This window comes from Larkinella sp., assembly GCF_965227735.1.
Taxonomy (GTDB): domain Bacteria; phylum Bacteroidota; class Bacteroidia; order Cytophagales; family Spirosomataceae; genus Larkinella.
In genome coordinates this window covers 6,119,546-6,136,944 of the sequence record NZ_OZ245776.1, presented here as the reverse complement: position 1 = coordinate 6,136,944, position 17,399 = coordinate 6,119,546, and the positions used below count along the sequence as shown (strand labels likewise).

Sequence of the window (17,399 nt, the reverse complement as noted above, 5' to 3'; positions counted from 1 at the left end):
CCCCGGTGCGGTTTTTCCACGAGTTCGTACAACCGCAGCAATTTGGGTCAGGTTCTCAAAGGCCCACAAGCTTGCGGAAGTCCTCATCCCCGGCAAACACTTCGAGATCGCTTTCATTGGGGTCCTTGTTCGGGAAGTTTTTATCCATCATTTCCCGAATCTTTTTCTTCCATCGCTCGCCCATCCCGGCGGTTTGCTGCACCACCGCCAGCGCCCGGTTCCGGGTTGCCTCCAGTGCGGGCTGATCGGTCGGATTGTTGGCCAGCAGCCATTTCATTTTTTGTCCATAAGCCGCAGCGAGGTTGGCCCAGACACCCGGAGAAACCAGGTTTTGGTGGTCCCGAACGTATTCTTCACCAAACCGGATGGCATCGTCGAAGCCTTTTGGCGGGTCTTGAAACAGAGCCTGATAGGTCAGTGAGCGGTATACATTCCGGCGCAGGGTTTTATCCGAGGTCGCGGTCAGTCGTTTGTAGGCTTCCAGCAGTTGCACGAAGGCCAGGTCTTTGGCACCGCTGTAATACAGGGCCGTTGCATAGGCATACCGTTTTTCCGGGTCTTCGCCCAGTTGGCCAATCACTTTCCCGTACCCTTTCACGGCATCGACGTAATTGCCCAGCGAGAGTTGTGCTTTGGCCCAAACCGATATTTCATTGGGAGATTCCAACTCCGCCAGGGGCTTGCTGGCCACGTTTTTGGCGGCTTTTTTGTCGTCGTCAGACAGCACCTCATCCCGGCCCAGCGCCGGCAGTTGGATGTTTTCGACCCGTTGCAGATCCTGCTCCTCCTGTTTCGATGCGGCCCGGTCGGCGCGGCCAAACGCACCGGCAATATACAGGCGGGTAATCAGATACGCTCCCATGAACCCCAGGATGGTGAAATAGACCACCAGGCCAGCCGCAAAATAGTCGGTGCCGGGGCCAATGCCTCTGGCGATGTACCCGGCCGCACTTTTGAGCCGGGCAGGAGCCGTTCGCAGCTCAACCAGTCCCAACCCCACGATGATTTTGGTGAGCCAGTCGGAGATTTGCTCCAGGTTGGTGTTGACCCGCAGATCATACCCCGCCGTTTGCAGGAGAATCGGCGCTGTTGGTGGCGGTGGTGGCGCGGTGAGCTTGGCAGCCGGGCTTCCCGAAGGCGGTGGTGGTGGCGGAGGGTTGCCTTGCAGCACGCGCGGAATCCCGAACAGGAAACCGATCAGGGCACCCAGCACGAAACAGGCGAGCGACCACAGAACGGCCGTGAGCGGTTTTCCGTCCTTCGCATCGTATGCGCCCACCCAAACGAAGGCAACTCCAGCGCAGAATGTCGTGAGCAAAAACAGGGAGACGATGACCGTGTCGCTCAGAACCGGCAACTTTTTTTTCTTCTTTTCAGGCGTTTCCATACCCACGATGTAGCCAATCCGGTTAGTGTGTTGTGATCAGCGGATTGCTGCCTCAAAACTCACACACTATGTCCTGATCTGCTAGGGGAGAATTCCTGTATCGATCCGGGGTTTCCCCCGTATTTCGGCATAAACTTCGAAAAATTCCCGTCTTACGGTCTTGGAACTTACACTTTCCGGAAAACCACAATTCCATTGTGTCCCCCAAAACCGAAGGTGTTGCTCATGACGGTTTTGACGGGCGTCGACACGGCTTCTTTGAAAACGAGATTCAGGCTTTCGGGAATCGCCGGGTCGCGGACGGTGGTGTTGATGGTGGCGGGAATCACATTGTCGCGCATCGCCAGCAGGCAGATGATGGCTTCGATGGCACCGGCAGCACCCATCAAATGCCCGGTGATCGACTTGGTGGCGCTGATGTGCAGTTTTGTCTTTTTGGCGCCGGTCAGTTTGGCAACGGCATTCATCTCCGACAAGTCGCCCACAGGCGTGGAGGTGGCGTGGGCATTCAGGTAATCCAGGTCCTCGATGTTGATGCGGGCTTCAGCCAACGCCAGTTGCATGGCTTTGGTGGCCCCGATACCGTCGGGGTGCGTAGCCGTAATGTGGTAAGCGTCGCCGGTCATGGCCGCGCCGGTCATCTCGCCGTAGATCGTTGCTCCCCGCCGAACGGCGTGTTCGTACTCTTCCAGAACGAGCGCTCCCGCCCCTTCGCCCATCACAAAACCGTCGCGCCCGACATCGAAAGGCCGCGAAGCCGTTTGAGGGCTGTCATTTTGGGTCGACATGGCTTTCATGGAACAATACCCACCGAAGGACGAGGGCGTAATAGCGGCATCGGAACCGCCACTGACGATAATTTTGGCTTTCCCCAGCCGGATGTAGTTGAAGGCATCCATCAGGGCCGAATTGGAACTCGCACAGGCCGAAACCGCCGTGTAGTTGATGCCCCTGAAACCGTGTCGGATCGAAATCAGGCCGGAGGCCAGATTCACCAGTACTTTAGGAACCAAAAACGGGCTAAACCGGGGCTGGCCGTCACCCAGGGCGTATTCTCGCGTCTGTTCTTCCAGCGTTTCCGTGCCGCCCTGACCCGATCCCCAGATGACCCCCACCTCGAACGGGTCCATTTTGGCCAGATCGAAACCGGAATCGCTGATGGCCTGGTCGGCAGCAATCAGGGCAAATTGTGTGAACCGGTCGGAGCGTTTGACATCGGTGCGACTGAGGTGCTGAGATGCATCAAAACCGGCGATCTCGGCGGCAAACCGGGTTCGGAATAAGGACGCATCGAAGCGGGTGATACCGGCAAAAGCCGACCTTCCACTGACGACCTGCTGCCAGAATGTGGAAATATCGTTGCCAAGGGGAGTGAATGCGCCAATGCCTGTAATAACAACCCGGTGTAACATAAGGAACCTAAAGGTGAGTTTTCCGTACAATTTGTCCGCAAAGAAAGCGACTTCCCCGTTGCGAAAAAACGCCGGAATCCATTTAGGTTTGTCCCAGAGACGAAAGTCTGTGAGACAGTGGCCATTATAGAAAATAGGGCTTCAAGATTCTGAAAAATACCAGAGCTACACGGGAACGCCCACGGGTGCGGACGCTGGCGATTTGACGGGCTCCCGACCCAGTTTTTTCAACAGCCGGTAGTGTGACGCCAGCGCCGTGAAGAACGTCGGATTTTCGATGTAGGGCAACCCGAATTCGTGGGCGGTGTCCCGCACGATCGCGGTAATGGCCGGATAATGAATGTGGCACACTTTCGGAAATAAATGGTGCTCGATCTGGCGGTTCAATCCTCCGCAGAAAAAAGCCGCAATGGGCGAATTGGGTGCAAAATTGGCCGTGGTCCGCATCTGGTGAACGGCCCAGGCTTCCTGAATGCCCACACCTTCGACCGGCACCGGGAAGGCCGTGCCTTCTACGACGTGTGCTAGCTGAAAAACCAACCCCAACACCAGCCCTTCGGCCATGTGCATCAATAAAAATCCGATGACAAACTGCCACCAGGTCAGATCCAGCACCAGCAACGGGATAACGATAAAGACGATGTAATAGCCAAATTTGGTTGCAAAAAGCGTAATGTATTCCTTCCGGGGATGGTTCGTATTATCACATTGGCCGATGGTTTTCTTGAAAAATTTCAGATAGTCCTTCCGAAAAACCCAAGAAAGCGAAGCCAGCGAATAGAGGGCGAACGAGTACCACTGCTGATGGCGCTGCCAGGGCCGGAGCGGCTCATCGACATCCACGCGGATCAGACCCGGTGCAATTTCGATGTCCTCGTCGTGGCCGGGAATGTTGGTGTAGGTATGGTGAACGACGTTATGCGTCATTTTCCAGACGTAAGGATTGGCACCAATCAGGTAAAAACTGGACGCCAGCAACCGGTTTACCCAGCCTTTTGAGGAAAAGGCACCGTGAATGGCATCGTGCGAAACATTGAAACCGATGAAAGCCGCAAACATACCCAGTAAAATAGCCATACCCAGCATCGTCCACAATCCAAACTGGTTCGAAAGAATCAGCGCGTAAAGCCCCACATAGCCAGTCAGGAAGAAAATGGCTTTGCCCCACATCGCGCCGTTGGCGTTGGGAGAAAGGTTATTGTCTTTGAAATACGCATTGACACGCTGACGAACGGTAGAGAAAAACGGGGAACGATTGGTGGTATTAAACTTGAGTGGCGTTACCATAGACTAGTTGTTATAAAATTTGGCCGATTTCCAGAATATTTTAAAATAATAAGGTAGGTTGGTCGGCCCTTACCTGATTTAATAGAGTGAACCCGTGACGGCATTTTGCCATCGGTTTTGCGCTTCAGAATATCCCGTTTGTTGCTAAGCAATACCTGTTCGAATTTGAAGACAAGGTGTTCTGACCCTTTCGGCCAGACTTCTCACAGGAAATATCAAGCCTATTCGGAATTACCCTTCTGGTTGACAGTCGCGTAAAAATATAAAAAAAATATTTACAGCCAATTTTAGGAGTAACAATGCCCGGAATTGGTTTTGATGGCACCGTTGATAGATAAAAAAGAAGAGGAGTGGAATGGAACAAGCGAAGAACGCCAATCCAGATCATATGCTTTCTATACTACGTTGTAATCTGCTAACAAGTTCTGAAAGTCCGGAAAATAGCTCAGTTATTTTGCACATAACCAGCTAAACTCCGCCCCATCTTCCTAAAAACGAAGCCGGGTTGGGGTTTAGTTTGTGGTTTACGGTTTATAGTTTACGGTATTCGGTTTACGGTTTACGGTGGCTGACGCGTTCCAAAGCTTGCGTCAGCCACCGTAAACCGTAAACCGAATACCGTAAACCTTATTTATCCCACCAGAGTGGCGTCGACAGCGGCACTTCATCCGGGACGTTGGCACCGTTTTTCGAATTTTCGCCGTTCGGATAGGCGGCTCTCCGGATGAACGTCGGCAGGGCGGCATTCAGCGGCAGGCGGAATCCTTTGTATTTGTAATCGTAACGCCGGGCGTCGTTCCAGGCTTCCGGGTTGAGGTAGGTGGCTACGTATTTTTCCTTGAAAATCAGATCGAGCGTCAAAGCCGACGAGCCGACGCCAACCGCCGGATTGGCGAGATAAGCATCGCGGGCGGCCGCAGCCACACCGTATTTGTCCATATTCGCCGTAATACCGGCCAGATAAGCCGCGTAAGCCCGCGCCTTGTCACCCGCCCGGAAAGCGGCTTCAGCCTCCACAAACTTCATTTCAGCGAACGTCACAATCAACAACGGAGAGGCATCGCCCGTCAGCGGGGAGTTCAGGGAAATGTAATTTTCGTCTTTGACCGTATTGTTTCCACCGACGTTGCCCTGACCGTTCCGGGTTCCCTTGTAGTCGTTGTTCACGGTTTTGTCCGTAATCTTCTCAATCCGCGGATCGACAACGCCGTAGGTTACGCCGTTCAGGTGATTAACCAACTGGTCGGAAAGCCAGCCATCGAGCAGTAATTGCGCGTTATTGCGGGCCACCTGCGCCCACGGATTCCGCAGCAGGAATGTCGACATCTGCGCATCATCGGCATTGGCGACATACGACTTCGCCACCGCGTCGAGAACGTCGGCGGGTTTGTAGGTGCTCGTTTTCGATACCTTATTCAGCATCCGGGCTTTCAGGGCATAGGCGGTTTTGATCCAGGCTGCCGTGCTCCCCTTGTGAATTACATCGTTGGCGGCCGACAGCTTCACCTTGGAATCGGTTTTGGCCAGTTCGGTGATGCCCTCGTTGAGCAACGTCAAGGCCGTCGTGTAGAGCGTTTCGGCGGTGTCATACTTCGGCGTCAGCGTCGTTCCGGTAAAGGCATCGGAAAACGGTGCATCCCCGAAAATATCGGCAATCAGCGTCAGGTGATACGATAGCATGACATTGGCCACACCGACGTATTCGGAACTGCCCTGCTCCTGCGCCTTTTTTTTGAGGTCATACAGGTCGGCCATGCCGAAATAAACCGCATCCCAGGTGGCGGTGTAATCCGTAATCTGGTAGGTATCCGTCGAGCCCGCCGTTCCGGGGTTGGCGAGGTACTGCACAAAATAGGACGTTGTGTTGGCAACCCGCTGCGAATTGAGGGCGGTTTTGTGCGTCGTTGTCGACAGCAGCGAAGCCAGGGGTGGATTACCGATCAGGTTCGGATTCTCCTTCAGTTCAAAATAATCCTTGCAGCCTCCCAGCCCAATCAGCAGAAAAGTCAGCAGCGGAACTAGTTTTTTATGGTTGAATTTCATGATATTCAGGAATAAAGATGAAGCTTAAAAACCGACGTTCAGGGAAAACAGCAGGCTGCGGACGGCCGGATACGTGAACCCGGTGAACCCATCGACGTTGCTGCCGCTGTTGGTCGAGCTTGTTTCGGGATCGTAGCCGGTGTATTTGGTCCACAAAGCCAGGTTATTCCCTGTCACGGTAAAGCGAACATTTTTGATGAACGTATTTTTCAGCACCGTTGTGGGTAAACTATACGACAGGCTCACGGAGCGAAGCCGCACCCAGGAAGCATCTTCGATAAAATTTTCCGACACACCCCGGTGTACGTTCCGGTAAAAACCGTTGGTGTAGTTGACGCCATCCGGCCCTACTCCCTGCCCCAGCCACACGGCTTTGGTGTTCGGCGTTCCGTCGGCCAGCACCCCTTCAAAAACTTTGGTATCGTTGCGATCCTCGGTGTATTTGGCAATCCCGAAGGCCGAGAAGAAGTTGTCCAACTGGTTGTAACGATCCTGACCCACGCGGGCGTCGACCAGCGCCGACAGCGAGAAATCCCCGTACCGTACCGTGTTGGTGATACCACCGATCCAGTCAGGCTGCGAATTGCCGATCAGTTTTTGCGCCGTGCTGATCACCGGGAAGCCATTGGCCCCAATCACAACGGGCCGGTCTTTGTCGAAAACCGCCGGAACTTCGTCCGCGGCATTGGCATAATACCGTTTGTAGGTACGTCCGTAGAGGTTTCCGTAGGCGTATCCCGGAATCAGCTTCATGGTCACCGTCGAGCTGGCATACCCAAACTGCGATGCGTAGTTGATTTCCGTCAGACCGTCGCGCAGGCTCAGCACCTTGTTGCGGTTGGCCGAGAAATTCAGGTTGATATCCCAGTTCAGCTTGCCTTTCCGGATGGGCGTTCCCCGCAGAATCACCTCGATGCCCTTGTTCCGCATCGATCCGGAGTTGATGGCGGCTTTCACATACCCCGTCGATGACGTCACATCGACCTGGATAATCTGATCCTTGCTAACGGAGTGGTAATAGGTCAGATCCAGGCCGAGCCGGTTGTTCAGGAAGCTCATTTCCAGACCGCCTTCGTAGGTGTCCGTAAATTCCGGGCGCAGGTTTGGGTCACCCAGCAACGCGCCCCGCGTAAAACCGGTCGATCCGGCGGGCAGGCTGGCGTAGGCCGAATAGCCGGTGATGGTGGAATACGGGGCCGCATCTTTCCCGATTCGGGCGTACGAAGCCCGGAGTTTGCCCATCGTGATGAACGTTGGCAGCTTCATCTGCTGCGAGAACACATACCCCAGACTTACCGACGGATAAAAGAACGAATTGTTGGGGGCCTGCAACGACGACGTGATGTCATTCCGACCGGTCAGGGTCAGGAACAGGAAATCCTTGTAATCCATCGTCAATTCACCAAAAACGCCCATCAGCCGGTAATCTTCTTCGGATTGGCTGGGCGTGATCGTTTTGGCATTGCGCAGATTGAAGTAATTATACACCGTCAATTCATTGCCCTCCGCCCCGAAACTCCGGATCTGGCGGTCGTAGAGATCATGGCCCACCCGCAGGGTTGCGTTCAGGTTTTCGCCAAATTTGGTCGTGGCACTGGCGGCAAACGTCGACGTAATCGCCCGAAAATTGGTATGGTATTGGTAAACAAAGCCCAGCACGTTGTCTCCATAAACACGCTCATTGGCAATGCCCGACGGGCCGGGCGCGGTTCGTTCGCGATCTTCCGAGTAGGTATCCAGCCCGACGCGGTAGTTCAGCGTCAGCCATTTAAGCGGAGCATAGACAAAATTCAGTCCACCCACCAGGCGGTTTACGTTGTCCCGCAGTTTATTCGTCATGGCACCATACAGGGGATTATCGTTGCCGTAGGTTTTGTAGGAACCGTCCGCATTGAGGTAATCCCGAACGTCGTAGCGGGGTGACCAGTAGCTCAGGCTTTCGCTGTAGCGATCAGCGTTGTAGCGGTCTCCCCCGGAGTTGATGAAGTTTAAATTTGCATTGGTCGTGAACTTGTCACTGAATTTAACATTGGTGTTGAGTCGGATCGACAGTTTATTGAAATCCGTGAACGGAATCACCCCTTCGTGTTTCAGGTGACCAATGGACGACAGGAACGTAATTTTTTCATTCCCACCGGAAAAAGACAGGTTGTTCTGGTATTGTTTTCCGGTCTGGTAGGCATCCCGAAAGTGATTGTAGAGTTTCTGCGGGTGTGTCGGGTCGATCTTGATGGCTTCGGCCACGGTGGGTCCCCACGACGGAAAAAAGTCCTGTGGATTGTAAACGCCCGAATAACCGATGGTGTATTTATCCTGCACTTCCGGAAATTTATTCACGTTTTCGACGCCGAACGTGCTGTTGTAGTTGACGCTCAGCGCCCCGGTTTTGCCCGATTTGGTCGTGATCACCACCACACCATTGGCGCCCCGCAACCCGTAGAGGGCCGTGGCCGCTCCACCTTTCAGAATGTTGATCGTTTCAATGTCGTCGGGGTTGATGTCTGCCGCCCGGTTCGTCATGCCCCGGGATTCGGCCCCCGAATTGGTGGTTCCGGTCGATGTGCTGTTGTCAAACAAAACGCCATCGACCACAAACAGCGGCTGGTTGTCGCGGGTAACATCGATCGAGTTGATGCCCCGAATCAGAATCCGCGCGCCCTGGCCGGGGGCCCCACCCGTGCTCGAAATCGTAACCCCGGCCACTTTACCCTGCAAGGCATTGACGAGGTTGGGTTGCCGGTTTTGCACCAGTTCTTCCGAATTGACACTTTGTGAGGCATAGCCCAGTGCCTTTTTCTCCCGGCTGATCCCCAAAGCCGTTACGACGACTTCGTTCAGCATTTTACTGTCCTGCCGCAGAGAAACGTTGATGCTCCGGCGGTTTTCAACCTTGATTTCCTGCGTTTCAAAACCGATGTAGCTAAAAACCAGCACGGTATTTCCGGCACTCAGGCGGAGACTGTACCGACCATCCACATCGGTTAAGGTTCCGGTTGTCGTACCTTTCACCGAGACGTTAACACCCGGCAGTGCTTCGGCGTCTCCGTCGCTCGTCACCCGCCCACTTATTTCCACTTGCTGTGCCAGCGTAATCGACGAGCAGAACAGCAACGCCATTCCCAGGTAGATTCGTAGTAATTCCTTCATACACGCTCATAAGTTAAAAAATGATTAAAAAACTATTCTCATGGCAAGTTTAACATTTATCCAAAATTTTGCAATTTTTGCTATTCAACGTAGAATATTTTGCTCTTTACGGAATTATTAATGGATTTTTCTAAACAAAATAAAGGTACAGCCTCCGTTTGGGCTGGAGAGACCGAGCGTTTCTATCAAGGCGCCACCACCTCGCCGATTGTCAATAGTGTCGCTTTTGCCTATCACGACCTCGACGAATGGTATGACGTCGCCACGGGCAAAACCGAGGGCCACATCTACAGCCGGAACACCAATCCGACGGTTCACGTACTGGAAGAGAAAATCCGCATTCTGGAAAGTGCCGAAGCCGCCACCTCGTTTGCCACCGGCATGGGGGCCATCAGCAATACGCTGTTTGCGCTGTTAGGACCCGGAAAACGGGTGGTTTCCATCAAGGATACCTACGGCGGCACCAGCCGACTCTTCCTGGATTTTCTGCCCTCCTACCAGATCAACGTGACGCTCTGCGAAACCGGAAACCACGAAGCGATGGAAGCCGAAATTGCCAAAGGCTGTGAGCTGGTGTACCTCGAAACACCCACCAATCCGACCTTGAAAATGGTCGATATCAAGCGTTTATCAGCAGCAGCGCATAAAGTCGGCGCAGTGGTGGTGGTGGATAATACCTTTGCAACGCCCATCAACCAGAATCCGCTGAAACTAGGGGCCGATCTGGTGCTTCACAGTGCCACCAAATTCCTCGGCGGACATTCCGACGCGATGGGCGGGCTGCTGTGTGGCAAGAAGGAGCTGGTCGAAAAAGTATTCCGGTTTCGGGAAATCAACGGCGCCAGCCTGCAGGCCGATCCGGCATACCTCATTGCGCGCGGCATGAAAACGCTGGAACTCCGGATCGAACGGCAAAACGCGTCGGCCCTGAAAATTGCCCGGTTTTTGAAAGCCCATCCCAAAGTCAGCGACGTGTTTTATCCCGGACTCGAAACCCACCCCGGACATGCCATCGCCCGCGAACAAATGGCCGGTTTTGGCGGGGTCATGAGTTTTTCGCTCCACGGAAACTATGAGGATGTGAAAACGTTCCTGACCAGGCTGCAATTTGTCCACCTGGCCGCCAGTCTCGGATCGGTCAGCACCCTCGCCGGGCCGCCCCGAACGACGAGTCACGTTGAACTGACCGAGGCCCAGCGCGCCCAGCTTGGCATTCCCGAAAGCCTGATCCGGTATTCGGTCGGCATCGAAAACGTCGAAGATTTAATCAGCGATCTGAGCCAGGCGCTGGCCGCTCTAGAGACGGTTTTGGAGGAAGAACGTATATAACTCAACATTTGCCCCTAAATCCCCTAAAGGGGACTTGGACACAGCTTAAGCCGGATGCTTAAAGTCCCCTTTAGGGGAACGGGGCAACTTAGGGGCAATTTCAACCCACTTTCTACTCATGAAAAAACCGCTATCCTTCCCAACCCATCTTTTTCTATTCTGGGTGATGCTCCTGGTCAGCACACCCGGTTTCAGCCAGTACAAAAAAGCAAAAAAAGAACCGGAGCCCGCCGTCCAGCCAACCTCCCTTATCGTTGAGCAGCGACTCAATCAGGAACTGGAACGCATTGCCAAACTGGCCAAAGGCAAAGTCGGCCTCTGTGCAGTTCACCTCGAATCCGGCCAGCAGGTGAGTATGAATCTTCAGGAGCGGTTTCCGATGGCCAGCACCGTGAAAGTGGCGATTGCCGTGGAATTGCTAACCAAAATCGAAAAAGGCGAACTTTCCCTGCGCACGATGGTGGATCTGAAACCTTCCGATCTGCATCCGGGCAGCGGCACGCTGGAAACGCTGTTTGCCAAACCGGGCGTTCAGCTTTCGGTGGAAAATTTGCTGGAACTGATGATGGTAATCAGCGACAATTCCGCAACGGACATTTTGCTGAACCTGGTTGGGGGCGTCGAACCGGTTCGGGCGCGGCTGAAAGCGCTGGGCATTCAGGGCATGTCGGTCGACCGGACCATCGTCGAACTGATTGCGGATTTGGAGGGCGTCACTTTGCCGCCCTCCGACCAATGGACAGTCGGTTTCTATGATAAACTTGGCGCAACGACTACGCCCGAAACCCGCCGGGCTGCGGCTTTAAAACTGGAACAAGACCCGCGCGACACCTCAACACCCGAAGCGATGGTGAATCTGCTGACCCAGATTTACCAGGCCAAAGCCCTCAAGCCCGAAAGCCGCGATCTGCTGCTGGCCGTGATGGAACGCTGCCGGGGTGGGCTGGCTCGCATCAAGGGCTACCTGCCCCCTGCCACCGTGGTGGCCCACAAAACCGGCTCGCTGAATTCCAGTGCCACCGACGACGTGGGCATCATCACCCTCCCGGGCGATGCGGGTCACATTGTCATTGCGGTTTTCATCACGGCATCATCGCAGGCAGCGGCCGAACGGGAACAGACCATTGCGCACCTGAGCCGCACGGTTTACGATTATTTCCTGTTTCAGCCGCCGGTTCAATCCATTCGGTAATGAAGACCTTCGCGATCATCGCCCTCGTCCTGAACGTTCTGACCTCCTTTGCACAGAAAAAACCGACGGCCAGACAACTGCAGGAATTTGATGCCTACGTGGAAGCGGTTCGTAAGGAATGGGACGTTCCCGGACTGGCCATCACGGTGGTGAAAGACAATCAGGTGCTTTTCAAGAAGGGCTACGGTGTCCGGGAATTGGGCAAATCCGAACCCGTCGACACACAAACCTTATTCGCCTGTGCCTCCACGACCAAAGCCATGACAGTAACACTGATGGGCATGTTAGTCGATGAAGGCAAGGTGTCGTGGAACGATCCGGTTTACAAATACCTGCCGGAACTCCAGTTCTCCGATCCGTATCTGACGCGGGAAGTGAAGGTGCGTGACCTGCTGACGCACAATACCGGCATTGGAAGCACCGATTTTTTCACGGGGGCCATGACCATTCCGGCGCAGGAAATGTTCCGGCGGATGGTCTACGTCAAACCGTCTTATTCACTCCGGTCCGGCTTCATTTACCAGAACATCATGTATTCAGCCGCCGGGCGGATCATCGAACGGCTGACCGGAAAAAAGTGGTCGGAGGTGATGCAGGAACGCATTTTCAACCCGCTGGGCATGACCCAAACCGCCCCCAAACGCGGTCTGAGCAAAAGCACCAACATGACCAAACCACATTACAATGTCAACGATACCATTCGGGTGATCGACTACGGCGCGGATAGTGAAATCGGTTCGGCGGGCGCGGTTTGGTCGTCGGTGGATGACATGAGCAAGTGGATCATTTGCATGCTCGACAGCAGCAAATACGGCGGTGGTCGTCTGGTAAAACCGCAAACCTGGGCGGAGATTTTCAAACCGCAGGCCATGGTGCCGGACGATGAATACCCGACCATGCAAATCCTGAAACCCAACTGGCTGACCTACGGACTGGGCTGGTATCAGCACGATTACCGGGGCCACAAAGTCAATTTTCATACCGGAAGTTTAGGCGGACTGACGGCCATTACCGGGCAGTTACCCGACGAAAAACTGGGCGTGTATGTGTTCGGGAATTACGACCACGCCGAGGTGCGGCATGTGCTGCTCTACAAAACCCTCGACTTCTTCGCGCTCGGTGGCAACCGTGACTGGAATACCGAATTTAAGACGTTGTACGGCAACTTGAAGGAACAAGGAAAAAAGGCCGCCCGGGCCTTTCAGGAAAAGCGGGTCGCCAACACGTCTCCGTCGTTGCCGTTGAGGGAATACGCCGGAAAATATACCAGTCCGCTCTACGGAAAAGCCGAAGTAACGCTGGTCGATAACCAACTGATTTTCAACATCAACGACAACGCTTTGAACGCTACGCTGGCACACTGGCACTTCGACACGTTCTATGGCTCCTACCAGAAAGCGTGGTATGGCAAGGCGCTGGCCCGGTTCAGTCTGGGCAATTCGGGCAAGGTCGATTCGCTGGTTTTCGGAGGAATGGATTTCCGGAAAGAATAAAACCTTCTTCCTTTTTCAGGGTTACATAGACAGAACCAATTCTCAACGTAATCATGGAAAATCAGCAAAAATTGAGGGGAAAGAAAGTGGCGATTCTGCTGACCGAAGGATTTGAGCAGGTCGAACTGACGGAGCCCCGGAAGGCACTGCAGGAAGCCGGTGCCGAAACGCATTTGATCGCGCCGAAAGGCGGTGAAGTAAAAGGCTGGGACATGACCGACTGGGGCGATTCGTTCGCCGTCGATGTGGTTCTGGACGATGCCGACGCCAACAGCTACGACGCTTTGCTGCTACCGGGCGGGGTCATGAATCCCGATCACCTGCGGCTGGAGAAAAAAGCCGTCGAATTTGTCCGGCACTTTTTTGAGGAACACAAACCGGTAGCGGCCATCTGTCATGCTCCGATCCTGCTGATCGAAGCGGATGTTTTGCAGGGCCGTACGATAACGTCGTATCCGTCTATCAAGACGGATTTGATCAACGCCGGGGCAAACTGGGTCGACGAAGAAGTGGTCACCGATCAGGGCCTGGTCACGAGTCGGAAACCGGACGACATTCCGGCGTTTAATCGAAAAATGATTGAAGAGATTCGCGAAGGCGCTCACGCGGGCCAACACGCGTAAGCGGTTTACCAGATAACGGCAACACTAACGGCAACACCCGTCAGGTTTTGAAAACCTGACGGGTGTTGCCGTTAGTGTTGCCGTTATCTGACCACTCCTTGCACTTTTTGCCATATTGTTCGTTTACTTCGCGCATGAACAGTCAGCTTATTGATGCCGACGAACGGCTGGCGACGGTATTCAGCCATTATTATTGCGTACAGCTTTCTCCGGAAGAGCAACCGGTCACGTTGCAATTAATGCCCAACTACGAGATGTTGCTGGCGTTCAATCTGGGTCCGGCCATTCCGATTGCTTTGGGCAATGTAACCTATGTTATTCAGAAAACCGCCGTGCTGGGGCCTCTGCAAAAAATGCTGACGTATGAACTGCCCGCCGGGACCGATCTGATCGTCGTGAACTTTACACTCGACGGTTTTTACCGGCTTCTGGGCGTATCGATGCAGGAACTCAAAGCTGGCGATTGGCACGATCCGGACGTTTTGCTCAACAAGAATTGCTTTTCGGAACTTTGGGAGCAACTGACTCTCCTGTCTGAACTGGCAGACCGGATCTCGTTGCTCAATGCCTATGCCGTAACGTTCGTTGCGCCGACCGATGCCGCATCAGCTTCCTTGCGGGAAAGCATTCCCTATTTTCGGAATGCGGTCGTCGATCCAATCAAGGTACTGGCCGAAACGCAGCAGGTTTCGGCCCGGAGCATTCAGATGCGGTTTCAATCGCACCTGGGTTATTCGGCCAAGGAACTAACCCGGTTTCTCCGATTCCGAAACCTCCTCAATTTTCTAATCCAACAGCATCCGCACCCCCCGGACTGGCTCAATCTGGTGCTGACGTTTGGGTATCACGATCACAGCCACCTCATCAAAGATTTTCAGTATTACCTGGGTTTGACACCCCGGCAGTTTTTGAAACAACTGGCGCAGGGAAACGTCTGTATCAGCAAAACCGGGCGGTTTTATTGAGGGAGATGATGAATAATGCCTGCAAATGCTTTGCAAAGGATGAATTATTTACTATCATTGTTATATAATATTCTTTTATATACAGATAGTAGCTATGTCATCAAAAAGGTTGATTTTCATTTTGTGTTTTATCGCTTTCCAGATCCATGCGCAAGAAATAGTGAGTTTTAACGACGACAAGGTGGCCAGCATTGACAGCGCACTTCGTTTTTATAGCCCAAATAAGCCGGGTGGACAACTTTCCATAAGCCTGAAAGGGCGCGTGGTTTACTCCAAAGCCTGGGGACTTGCTGATCTTGAACATCGTGTTCCGATGACAACCGAGACCCGGATTGAAGCGGGATCCGTTTCCAAACAATTCACCGCTGCGGCTATATTACTCTTGGAGAAACAAGGCAAACTGACCTTAGATGACCCTGTCAACCTATATCTTCCCGAGTTACCTGTCTATCAGCGTCCCATTCGAATCAGACATCTCATTCATCACACCAGTGGATTGCGTGAATGGGGAGATGTAGCTGAACTGGCAGGGTGGCCAAATTCTCTAAGAATACTCGATAATGGACGGGTGTTTGAGATTATTTGCCGACAGAAAAAACTGAATAGCCCTCCAGGAGAGCAATTTCGATACAGCAATTCCAATTATATTCTGCTGGCTATACTCGTCGAAAAAGTAAGCGGGTCATCGTTTGCCGATTTTACCGGGAAATTTATTTTTCAACCAGCGGGGATGACTCATACCCAATGGCGCAACGACTATACCGAAGTGGTTCCAATGCGCAGCACCGCCTATGACATAAAGGACGGCCGTTACTGCAAGTCGATGCCAGAAAATAATATCCACGGTTCAGGCGGCTTGCTAACGACCGCCGAAGATCTGCTAAAATGGAGTGAATTTTACCTGAGTGCTCGGTTGGGCGGCAACGCATTACTGTCTAAACAAATTGAGTTGGATTCAACCAGCACCCTCGTTTTCAATACGTATGCTGCAGGATTATTTATTGAAGGAAGCTCTACAAAACGGGTTTTTCAACATGGTGGAGCGACGGCTGGTTACCGCGCCAAACTGATTTGTTTACCGGATACGGGACTATCCATCGCCTGGCTCAGTAATACTTCCATGCTGGATACGACGGGAAGAGACCCCGCCCTGGAAGTTGCCGGAATACTGGTGGGGCCAACCTACCTTTCCCCCCCACAAGAAAAAGAAAAAGTCGAAAACACGGCAGTCAATATCGAAAAGCTGAACCGCTATGTTGGACTCTACAAAAGCAGTCACAGTGCCCGTGATGTGGATATTTCATTAGGACCACAGGGCCTCTTATTATCAGGCACCTTATTGAAACCGATTACTGAAAAGTTGTTTCGTTTTCATGATATTCTTTTGTCCTTTGATACGACTAAAGAACTTGTCGTGTACCCACCCTCTTCGGAGCCGATGCGCTATCATAAAACCGACATGTCCCTTATCAATCCGATTCATTCAGAAAGCTATGTGGGCAACTACTACTCCAAAGAAGTAGGTGCGTGGGTAAAAATCACGAAAAAGAATAATAAACTCATGGCCCGTTTCGCGTCGGGGGGTGAATGCGGGCTAATCAACTACTTTGTCGATGGCTTTATCGCTCCGTGTGATCTCAAAGCCGATCTATTCTTTAAGCGAGGAAGCAACCACGAAGTCACGTCACTGGAAGTGAACACCCAGCGTGCCTATCATATAGATTTTGTCAAGATTAAAAACCAGAAAGCAATTGCCGGAAAGCCATAACCATTCGAATCGCATTGGTAATAAGCACGACTGCACCTGACAAACACCCGTTTAGAAAGCCCAGCATGTTGGTTCAGTGACAAATGTTCACTGATAAAAATTAATTCATACTTCTATAATCAAGCGGTGTCATCTGGGCTCCTGCTCATTTGGATAGCTTCAGGCCAAAGTCATAACGCTGATCCACAACGCGTCTGAGCATACCAATCTGTCCGCAGTGATACATGGTATGCTTAATATTCCAATCAATTGCCTCAAATTTTGTTACTGCAATTGGGTGGGGTGTGGGGGTAGGCTCAAGCGGGCTGTTTAGTTCTGAAACTGATAGCGATGTTAAGATATCTATCGACTTTTGCTGAATGACCTTTAGATCCTGGAGCAGTGTGATTGATTGTGTTTTTCCAACTGAAAGGATAGGGGCTGATACTGTAAAATAGTCACTGTATTCCTTAATTGGAAGCTTTTGGAGGATATCCATTTGATGTCCTCTGATAACCATAATGGAATGGAAGTAATGACTGATAATCAAATGTCCAACTTGCCAACTGATGTTGGATTCAACTATATCCGGAATGATTTCCCACTTGTCGAATGGAACGGCTTCGAGGAGCTTGTTTGTCCATTCGTAAGCATTCGAAGTTTGGTTGATTAAGATTTCTATTTCTGTCATTTAAATGAAGAAGTTAAAGCTGGACTGCCACCTGACACGATTAAAGCACCGATTATTAAAATGATGCGAAGAAGACAGCCTAT

12 protein-coding genes are annotated in these 17,399 nt (G+C 52.5%); 6 read left to right on the top strand and 6 right to left on the bottom strand.

The genetic code is table 11. From position 1 onward, the window contains the following. Positions 1–55 precede the first annotated feature (55 nt). From ACO064_RS24005 to ACO064_RS23985, 5 genes are all read right to left on the bottom strand, one after another. Entirely contained in the window at positions 56–1,387 is a 1,332-nt protein-coding gene (locus ACO064_RS24005; RefSeq protein ID WP_421829737.1) for a hypothetical protein, read from the bottom strand. A gap of 167 nt (positions 1,388–1,554) precedes the next feature. Continuing rightward, a complete protein-coding gene (fabF, locus tag ACO064_RS24000) occupies positions 1,555–2,799 on the bottom strand; it encodes a beta-ketoacyl-ACP synthase II (RefSeq protein ID WP_421829736.1) in 1,245 nt (414 codons plus the stop codon). A 165-nt stretch (positions 2,800–2,964) separates the two neighbouring features. Beyond that, positions 2,965–4,086: a fatty acid desaturase family protein gene (locus ACO064_RS23995; protein ID WP_421829735.1), complete on the bottom strand. Its 1,122-nt coding sequence runs from the start codon at positions 4,084–4,086 to the stop codon at positions 2,965–2,967. 627 nt (positions 4,087–4,713) lie between these two features. Then, positions 4,714–6,129, bottom strand: a complete 1,416-nt coding sequence (locus ACO064_RS23990) for a SusD/RagB family nutrient-binding outer membrane lipoprotein (RefSeq protein WP_421829734.1) — start codon at positions 6,127–6,129, stop codon at positions 4,714–4,716. A gap of 24 nt (positions 6,130–6,153) precedes the next feature. Then, a complete protein-coding gene (locus ACO064_RS23985; RefSeq protein WP_421829733.1) occupies positions 6,154–9,276 on the bottom strand; it encodes a SusC/RagA family TonB-linked outer membrane protein in 3,123 nt (1,040 codons plus the stop codon). Between the two features lie 120 nt (positions 9,277–9,396). Here ACO064_RS23985 and ACO064_RS23980 point away from each other — a divergent pair, with 120 nt between their 5' ends. From ACO064_RS23980 to ACO064_RS23955, 6 genes are all read left to right on the top strand, one after another. After that, positions 9,397–10,605 carry a cystathionine gamma-synthase family protein gene (locus tag ACO064_RS23980; RefSeq protein ID WP_421829732.1) on the top strand — a complete coding sequence of 403 codons (1,209 nt, stop codon included), beginning with the start codon at positions 9,397–9,399 and terminating at the stop codon, positions 10,603–10,605. Positions 10,606–10,723: 118 nt separating this feature from the next. Further along, on the top strand, positions 10,724–11,797 hold the full coding sequence (gene bla, locus ACO064_RS23975; RefSeq protein ID WP_421829731.1) for a class A beta-lactamase: 1,074 nt from the start codon (positions 10,724–10,726) through the stop codon (positions 11,795–11,797). Next, entirely contained in the window at positions 11,797–13,290 is a 1,494-nt protein-coding gene (locus ACO064_RS23970; protein WP_421829730.1) for a serine hydrolase, read from the top strand. The genes bla and ACO064_RS23970 overlap by 1 nt, the downstream gene beginning before the upstream one ends. A gap of 53 nt (positions 13,291–13,343) precedes the next feature. Then, a complete protein-coding gene (locus tag ACO064_RS23965; protein WP_421829729.1) occupies positions 13,344–13,913 on the top strand; it encodes a type 1 glutamine amidotransferase domain-containing protein in 570 nt (189 codons plus the stop codon). 134 nt (positions 13,914–14,047) lie between these two features. Beyond that, complete coding sequence (locus ACO064_RS23960) at positions 14,048–14,878, top strand: helix-turn-helix domain-containing protein (protein WP_421829728.1); 831 nt, start codon at positions 14,048–14,050, stop codon at positions 14,876–14,878. Positions 14,879–14,972: 94 nt separating this feature from the next. After that, entirely contained in the window at positions 14,973–16,646 is a 1,674-nt protein-coding gene (locus ACO064_RS23955) for a serine hydrolase domain-containing protein (protein ID WP_421829727.1), read from the top strand. 145 nt (positions 16,647–16,791) lie between these two features. Here the strand turns inward: ACO064_RS23955 and ACO064_RS23950 are convergent, their stop codons facing one another. Beyond that, entirely contained in the window at positions 16,792–17,316 is a 525-nt protein-coding gene (locus ACO064_RS23950; protein ID WP_421829726.1) for a DinB family protein, read from the bottom strand. Positions 17,317–17,399: the final 83 nt, after the last annotated feature.